The organism is Arthrobacter sp. P1_D4 (assembly GCF_056406115.1).
The window spans coordinates 41,073-47,548 of record NZ_JBFUAU010000028.1; the positions used below are offsets into that span (position 1 = coordinate 41,073).

General features: G+C 63.5%; 6 protein-coding genes and 2 pseudogenes. 2 read left to right on the forward strand and 6 right to left on the reverse strand.

Annotated elements, in window-relative coordinates:
* The first annotated feature begins 92 nt into the window (after positions 1–92).
* Positions 93–788: a hypothetical protein gene (locus AC1D0A_RS21220; protein ID WP_476946768.1), complete on the forward strand. Its 696-nt coding sequence runs from the start codon at positions 93–95 to the stop codon at positions 786–788.
* A gap of 317 nt (positions 789–1,105) precedes the next feature.
* Positions 1,106–1,759 carry a DUF4352 domain-containing protein gene (locus AC1D0A_RS21225; protein ID WP_476946769.1) on the forward strand — a complete coding sequence of 218 codons (654 nt, stop codon included), beginning with the start codon at positions 1,106–1,108 and terminating at the stop codon, positions 1,757–1,759.
* A gap of 97 nt (positions 1,760–1,856) precedes the next feature.
* Here the strand turns inward: AC1D0A_RS21225 and AC1D0A_RS21230 are convergent.
* The 6 genes and pseudogenes from AC1D0A_RS21230 to AC1D0A_RS21255 all read right to left on the reverse strand — a co-directional run.
* Positions 1,857–3,511, reverse strand: a pseudogene (locus AC1D0A_RS21230) (alpha-amylase family glycosyl hydrolase).
* A gap of 147 nt (positions 3,512–3,658) precedes the next feature.
* Positions 3,659–4,081 carry a YybH family protein gene (locus AC1D0A_RS21235; RefSeq protein ID WP_243182045.1) on the reverse strand — a complete coding sequence of 141 codons (423 nt, stop codon included), beginning with the start codon at positions 4,079–4,081 and terminating at the stop codon, positions 3,659–3,661.
* 145 nt (positions 4,082–4,226) lie between these two features.
* Positions 4,227–4,829, reverse strand: a complete 603-nt coding sequence (locus AC1D0A_RS21240; RefSeq protein WP_476946770.1) for a hypothetical protein — start codon at positions 4,827–4,829, stop codon at positions 4,227–4,229.
* A complete protein-coding gene (locus AC1D0A_RS21245; RefSeq protein ID WP_243182043.1) occupies positions 4,826–5,380 on the reverse strand; it encodes a hypothetical protein in 555 nt (184 codons plus the stop codon). Before AC1D0A_RS21245 ends, AC1D0A_RS21240 begins: the two co-directional genes overlap by 4 nt.
* 179 nt (positions 5,381–5,559) lie before the next feature.
* Positions 5,560–6,138: a hypothetical protein gene (locus tag AC1D0A_RS21250; protein ID WP_476946771.1), complete on the reverse strand. Its 579-nt coding sequence runs from the start codon at positions 6,136–6,138 to the stop codon at positions 5,560–5,562.
* Positions 6,139–6,262: 124 nt separating this feature from the next.
* Positions 6,263–6,476: pseudogene (locus AC1D0A_RS21255) on the reverse strand (hypothetical protein); the annotation flags it as partial.

A 6,476-nucleotide genomic window follows, 5' to 3' on the forward strand; every position in this document is an offset into this window, starting at 1 on the left:
GCGACCATCAAAGTGCCGCAGCCCGTGGGTGTGCCGGCTGTATCGGTTCTCGCGCGCAGAGTGGGCCGGAACGACGTAGGGGGAGCGTTGTGATGAGGGGATCTCGGCCGAATGAAAGTTCGCTGCCGCGCTGGGCCAGAACCGCCGTCGTCGCCTATTTGTCGGTGGTGGTTACCGTTGTTGTCGCCGCGCTGCTTACCACAGGCTTCGAACTGGCCCTGGATGCCAGGTTCAAGGAAGGCCTGCTGCTCGTCATGGTGGTTCTGACACTGCCCGTTTCGGTTGGCTATTTCATCATCGGCACTTTCGGCTCCGGGGGTGAATTGAGCCTGATTACTGTCCTCTACTATTCGGGATACGTCCTCCTTGCGGTGGTCAACGCGGGTGTCTTCCGAAGGATTGTCCTCAGCACCCGGAAGAGCGCACCGCTGCCGGCCGCCGGCATGCCCGGCGCCTCGCCTCATTACCCGGACCTGAAACTGCGCGGGGTAACCCCGGACGCCAGAAAGCTCTGGTGGACCGTGCCGCTGGCAGTTTTGCTGAGTCTTCCGCAGTGGATGGTGGCGAGTTTGGCCTGGTGCGGGATCAGCGGCTGCAGCGGCGGAGGTTTCGGCGTGGCCACCGGCACCGAATGGGTCGCGGTGATCCTGAGCGTCGTCAACGGGGTCATCATGGCAGTGGCCGTGTTCGCAGTGCGCTGGCTGTATCCCACCAGGAAGCGTGCCCTTATTGCATTGGCGGCCGGGACGCTGTTCGGCCTGGTGGGCGCTGCTGTCACCCACGGGTAGTGACCGGGGTCAGCTCGGCGTGGCGGTGAGGACGATTCGTCTTACAGCACTTGGAGTTAGTGCAATTTTTCCCTTAGCTTCTGCGCTCCGGTGCGAAGTAGCGACGTAATAATTCTTGGACTTCAGTGTCCCGCTGGCGTCCCATCAGAGAATCCTCACCAGTAGTTCCCAGCCAATACTCATGTTTCCCGTCTATGTGGTTTTAGTTCCTCGTGGGGGATTGATCTGTCTGGTATGACACAGGGCTACATCTCAGTGACACCGCATGGCGGAGAAGCCACCAGGGAATCAGCCAAATAAGTAAGACAGGAACTGCCATGACAGAGAATCAAACTATTCCGGACGCCAAGCGTGACGGCAAGGCTCAGGCCGCGGCGGACAGGGCATATCGCAAGGCATCGCGGCCTTGGTTCCAAAAGAAGCGCTTTCTTTTGCCTCTGATCCTTCTCGTGATTATCATCATTACCTCGGTTTCCAACGGGGGAAAGAAAGACCCTTCGGCTGCCGTCTCTCCTTCCACGGACGCTTCGGCCGCAGCGCCCGCAGAAGCCGGCGCCGCAGCGCCCGCAGCAGCGGCTTTCCCGGGCGCCAAGGACAGCGATGTCGTTGGAAAAGCCGGTGCCTCCCTTAAGATCGGCGACGCTACTGTTACGTCAGCCCCAATCGCGAAGGGTGACGCAACATTTGGCAAGACCATTTGCACGGCAGAGACCCTGAGCAACGGGTCGAAGGAAACGATTTCCTTCAATGCGTTCGACTGGAAGCTCCAGGCTCCTTCCGGCACTATTCTGACTACTGGCTTTGTCGGCAGTAAAAACATGCTCAGCTCCGGTGAGATCGCTCCCGGTGGTAAGACCAGCGGTGACGTCTGCTTTGATAACAAGAACGCCGAAGCAGGAAAGTTCGTCGTCCTGTACGAGCCGGTCTTTTCATTCTTCTCCGATCGGGCCGCCTGGACCAATTCCCTCTAAGCGCCATGACTGCAGGGCCCCCGAGTTCACTCGGGGGCCCTTTTTGGGAAAATCCAACTCCCAAACATGAATTCAAGAAATTGCTTGGGACAGAGCCTCAGCCCAGCAGCACCCAGGCCGCGTTGTTCGGCTGCAGCCAGCCGTCCTGTTCGGGCGGGGCAGCGGTAAGCAGTACCGTGCCGGCGGGCAGCTTCACAGGTTCGGTGCCCATTGCGACGGCGACGAGGAAGTGCGCGTTCCGTTCGCAGACGAGCAGCTTCCCGGCCTCGACCCGCCAGGCCCCGCCGTCGTCCGCGGTGAACACCTCGTTCTTCCACAACTGCCGGCGCAGCTCGATGGTAGTCCTGGCAAGGTTCAGGGCGGATTCGGGGTTCTGCTGCTGGAGTTCGACCGCTTGCGTGCCCCAACCCTCGGGCTGCGGAAGCCACGGTTCCGCGGCCGGCTCCGCCAGCGAGAACCCATGGCTCAACGCGTCGTCCGCGGTCCACGGCAGCGGGACGCGGGCTCCGTCGCGGCAGACGCCGCCGCGGGCCCACATCGGATCCACCCGGGACTCCATCGGCACGTCGACCTCGGGCAGCCCGAGTTCCTGGCCCTGGTAGATGTACGGGCGCCGGGCAACCCCAGCAGCGCCACGACGGCGGCCCGGGCCCGGACGCTGCCGAGCTCGCCGCCGCCGAATCGGGTGACGGAGCGGACGATGTCGTGGTTTTCGAGCGCCCACGTGGGGGCGGCGCCATGCAGCTGACGGGCGGCTTCGAGTTCGTTCCCGACGGCGGCCCACGCCTCCGCGTCCCAGCCGAGCTTCACGAACGCGAAGGCGAAGGCTTGCTGCATCTCGTCGGCGCGGGTGTAGCGGGCGGCGCGGGCGGGTTCCAGGTTGACCTCGCCCACCAGCAGCCGGTGCGGCTCATACTTCTCGGCGAGGGTGCGCCAGCGGCGGTAGACGTCGTGAACGTCCTCCTGGTCCGAGACCTGCGGGTTGGACCGCAGCCCGTCCACCACCCCGCCCGTGGAGGGTGAGTCCGGCAGCCCGTCGGCCTTGAACAGSGCATGCGCGACGTCGATCCGGAGCCCGTCCACGCCCTTGTCGAACCAGAAGCGCAGCACGCCGTCGAAGTAATCGCCGACGGCGGGGTTCCGCCAGTTCCAGTCCGGCTGCCCGGCCGAGAAGAGGTGCAGGTACCAGTCCGTGTCCGTCTSCGAMYCSGGRTTGGCGCGGCTCCAGGCCCGGCCGCCGAAGACGCTCTGCCAGTTGTTCGGCGGGWCGTCGGCGTCGGGGCCTTCAACGAAGTGGAACATTTCCCGTTCCGGCGAGCCCGGGCCGGCCGCGAGGGCCGCCTGGAACAGCGGATGCTCCGAGGAGCAGTGGTTGGGGACAACGTCGAGCAGGACGCGCAGGCCCAGCGAGTGCGCCTTGGAAAGCAGCGAGTCGAACTGTTCCATGGTGCCGAACAGCGGGTCCACGCCGCAGTAGTCGGTGACGTCGTAGCCCTGGTCCACCTGCGGGGAGGGCTGGAACGGGGTCATCCAGATGCCCTCGACACCGAGGGAGGCGATGTAGGGCAGCCGGGCGATGAGCCCGGCGAGATCGCCCACGCCGTCGCCGTCGCCGTCGGCGAAGGAGCGCGGGTAGACCTCGTAGATGACGGCGGACTGCCACCAGTCGGGGGCGGGGGACCGCGGCGTTTCAGTCGGCACGGGGGAGTGCTGTAGCGGCAAGGATTCGAAACTCAAGGATGCAACGCTCACCTACTAGTACCCGCCATGAGGCCTTGAAGATCCAGCACTGGAAAGTCAGCGCCATAATGATCAACGGTACGGTGACGATCATGCGGGCGGGCATCTGCTCGCCGGCGGCGCCTGAATGTCCGTGGAACCGGGGGACTTTCCCGGGCGTCATTTTCCGAGCGTGGCGTCCGGTGCCCGCTGTGTGGTGATCGGGTCTGCGTGGCGATGCACGAGTGTCCAAGTGTCGCCCTCGCTGCGATAGATGCTTGTTACCCGCAGATCAAACGGCGATTCTTCGTCTCCTCCTCCGACCTTGGCCTGCCAGTGTTCGATGTCCAGGAAGCAGGCGAGATCGGACGTGATGTGCTTGGTGAGGGTATCAACAGCGGTGACGCGTCCATCTTTGAATCGTGCCGCAGCTGAATCGAGGGCCTCTGAGACCCGCTCCCAGCCCACAGCCGGAGGGCCCCAAGGATTAGCAAGGGACACGTCCCCCAGATGGGAGAAAATGGCTTTGGCGGGTTCCGGATCGCCTTTAGCAAACTGATTTACAGCGTGACGAAACTGGTCTCTGACTTTGTCAAGGTCCATGGTTCTCACCTTCCAATTCGTAGGGCGACCGGGTCTGACGTACCTTGGCGGCTCCGCGCCCGGCCCGCTACCGGCTCCAGAATCTTACAAACGGGTGGGTGGTTGCCGGCTGGGGAGCCTTGCGCCAAACAACCCGCGTATGCGTTCAGTCGGTGTCGAGGGTAGCTTTCAGCAGTCGGTCGAAGCTGGTCGTTCCGTAATCGGGCGGCATTACGGCAATCATCAATTCGGTCGTTGTAACGAGCGGCGGGTGGATTGACGATGGACTCGGCGGTGCCGTTCGGCTTTGTGCTGCATGCTTTCGGCCTGCGACGGCGGATTCGCCTTCCCTGACGACGACCAGCTCAAGGCCCTGCACGCCGTGGACAGGCAACGGAATGCGCTGCTCATGCTCGATGAACCTCCGGAAACTGCGCAGTGACAGTCGGTCGTCCGGATTGCCGGTCAGCTCAAGGATGGTTTCATTGACACTCTGGTTGATGCCGATCAGGAATTTCTTCTCGCTAGACGATTTCGCCACGACGATGAGAGTTGTCAACGCGACTGCAAAGCCGACGATGAAGAGTGCCGCGGCTCCGGGGTCCCGAAGGCCGGCAAAGAAGATCATCAGCACGAGGCAAACGACGAACCCGACGAATCCGAGCCCCAGACACAAATAAGAGGCATCCATACCCGGCCGACCGCTCCATTGCTGAGAGGTGAAAGTCACGAGCAGCCTTTGCTCGGGTTTGGGGAGAGAGTTGCTCATTTTCCCTTCACTTCCAGGAGTGCCTCGGCGAAGGCGATTGCCTCACGGGCCCTCTTGAGATCGTCGAGGATGCCAGCGTCGGATAGGCCCCCAACCGGGCCTTCCGGTGTGCCCGCCAATTTCGCAACAGCCCTGCTTAAATTATCCCGCTCCAGCGCAAGCATTCTGGAGGACTCCAGTTTGGCCTTGCTCTTCTCAAGCTCCACAAGCGATTTTGTGAGTTCGTCGGACCGTTTTCGGAGCAGCTCCACCCGCTGCCCGATCCGTTCGGTGCGGTTGCGGAACATCGGTTCCATCCTGAGTGCGACCTCCAGGAGTTCCCTGACGGACTCGGCTTCCGGCCCCTGGGAGTGCTCCGCCAGTAGCTTGCTGGTCTTGGCCCGCCGCTGCTCCCACGACTCCATGCCGGCGAGGTTCTGATCCCTGAGCAGGGTGAGGATCGCGAGTGACTTGCTCAGTGACTGACGCCTGTTACTTAGATTCTTGGTGGCGGTTTCAAGCCGGGCGATGAACTGGGCGTAATTGTCGGTGACCTGTGCCGGTTCTCCCATGGATCCCTCAGAACTTGTATCAGACGGGGCGGCCCCGCTGCTTAAATTCTGGCGCACCCCACTGAGATTGTCTGCCCTCGGGAGTTAGTCGTTCCCGCTTAAAAGCCCGACGGCGGCGGGCACCCATGCCTCGGCCCGGGACAGTGCGGTTTTCAAGTCCCGTCCGCCGGCCTCCTCCATCAGGTCAGCGTCGCCGACAGACTCCTCGCCCGGGCCAGACCCACGTAGAGCTGTTCAGCAGCGCGGCCCAGGTCCTTGAAGCCGTTCACGCGCAGGACCACCACGGAGCGTTCCAGACCTTTGAATCCCAGGACGTGGCCGTAGAATTCGCCGTCGTTGGCGTGGAACTCGCGCCAGTATTCGGCAGTGGGCAGGGAGTCCCGGTACGTCGCGGCGTTGACGGTGGCGGGGATCATCGTACCCGTGGGGATCGCGTCCGCGGACAGCGGCAGGATCCACTTGTTGGCGGCGAACTCGGAGGTCCAGACGACGTCCAGGTTCAGCACGCTGAAGGTGTCCGACTTGATCTGGGCGTTCTGGTGGGCCGCGTTCCATTCCTCGATGCTCTTGTTCGCGGCGCCGGAGGCGTCGCGGTTGGAGACGTAGTTGATGGGGCCCTTGCCCTCGAAGGACGCGGTCTTCGCGGTGCTCTTGGCGTCCGTGGCGGTTCCGCCGCAGCCGGTGAGGGCGACGGCGGCGGCGGTCAGGGATGCGGTGGTGGCGAGAAGAGTCTGCCAGGTGCGGCGGCGCTGCCTCATGTGTTGCTCCTTGTTTATTGGGGTGGTGCGGGTGGTTTGGTGCATGCGGAATCGCGGCGATAGTTGCCTGATGGCACGGGGGAGTGCCGGCGGTCGCCGGGGGTGGTGGTGTTTGGGGTCTTGGCTAGCTCAGTGGGGCTTGGGTGCCGACTTGTTCGCCGGGCGGCGCCGGGGTCCGCGGTGTTGGACTGGGAGGCGCGGTGGAGCCGCGCTCGATCAGCCGGTGCGGCATGATCTTCGGCCCCAGGTCGCGGGAGCGGAGCAGCTTTTTCACGGCCATCCGTCCCATGTCCTCGAGCGGCTGGGCCATGGTGCTCAGCGGCGGGTTCACGTGCAGG

What these genes read in the sequence shown, in the direction of transcription:
- AC1D0A_RS21220 (WP_476946768.1), top strand. Translation starts at nt 93, where the DNA reads ATGAGGGGATCTCGGCCGAATGAAAGTTCGCTGCCGCGCTGGGCCAGA.
- AC1D0A_RS21225 (WP_476946769.1), top strand. Translation starts at nt 1,106, where the DNA reads ATGACAGAGAATCAAACTATTCCGGACGCCAAGCGTGACGGCAAGGCT.
- AC1D0A_RS21235 (WP_243182045.1), bottom strand. Translation starts at nt 4,081, where the DNA reads ATGGACCTTGACAAAGTCAGAGACCAGTTTCGTCACGCTGTAAATCAG.
- AC1D0A_RS21240 (WP_476946770.1), bottom strand. Translation starts at nt 4,829, where the DNA reads ATGAGCAACTCTCTCCCCAAACCCGAGCAAAGGCTGCTCGTGACTTTC.
- AC1D0A_RS21245 (WP_243182043.1), bottom strand. Translation starts at nt 5,380, where the DNA reads ATGGGAGAACCGGCACAGGTCACCGACAATTACGCCCAGTTCATCGCC.
- AC1D0A_RS21250 (WP_476946771.1), bottom strand. Translation starts at nt 6,138, where the DNA reads ATGAGGCAGCGCCGCCGCACCTGGCAGACTCTTCTCGCCACCACCGCA.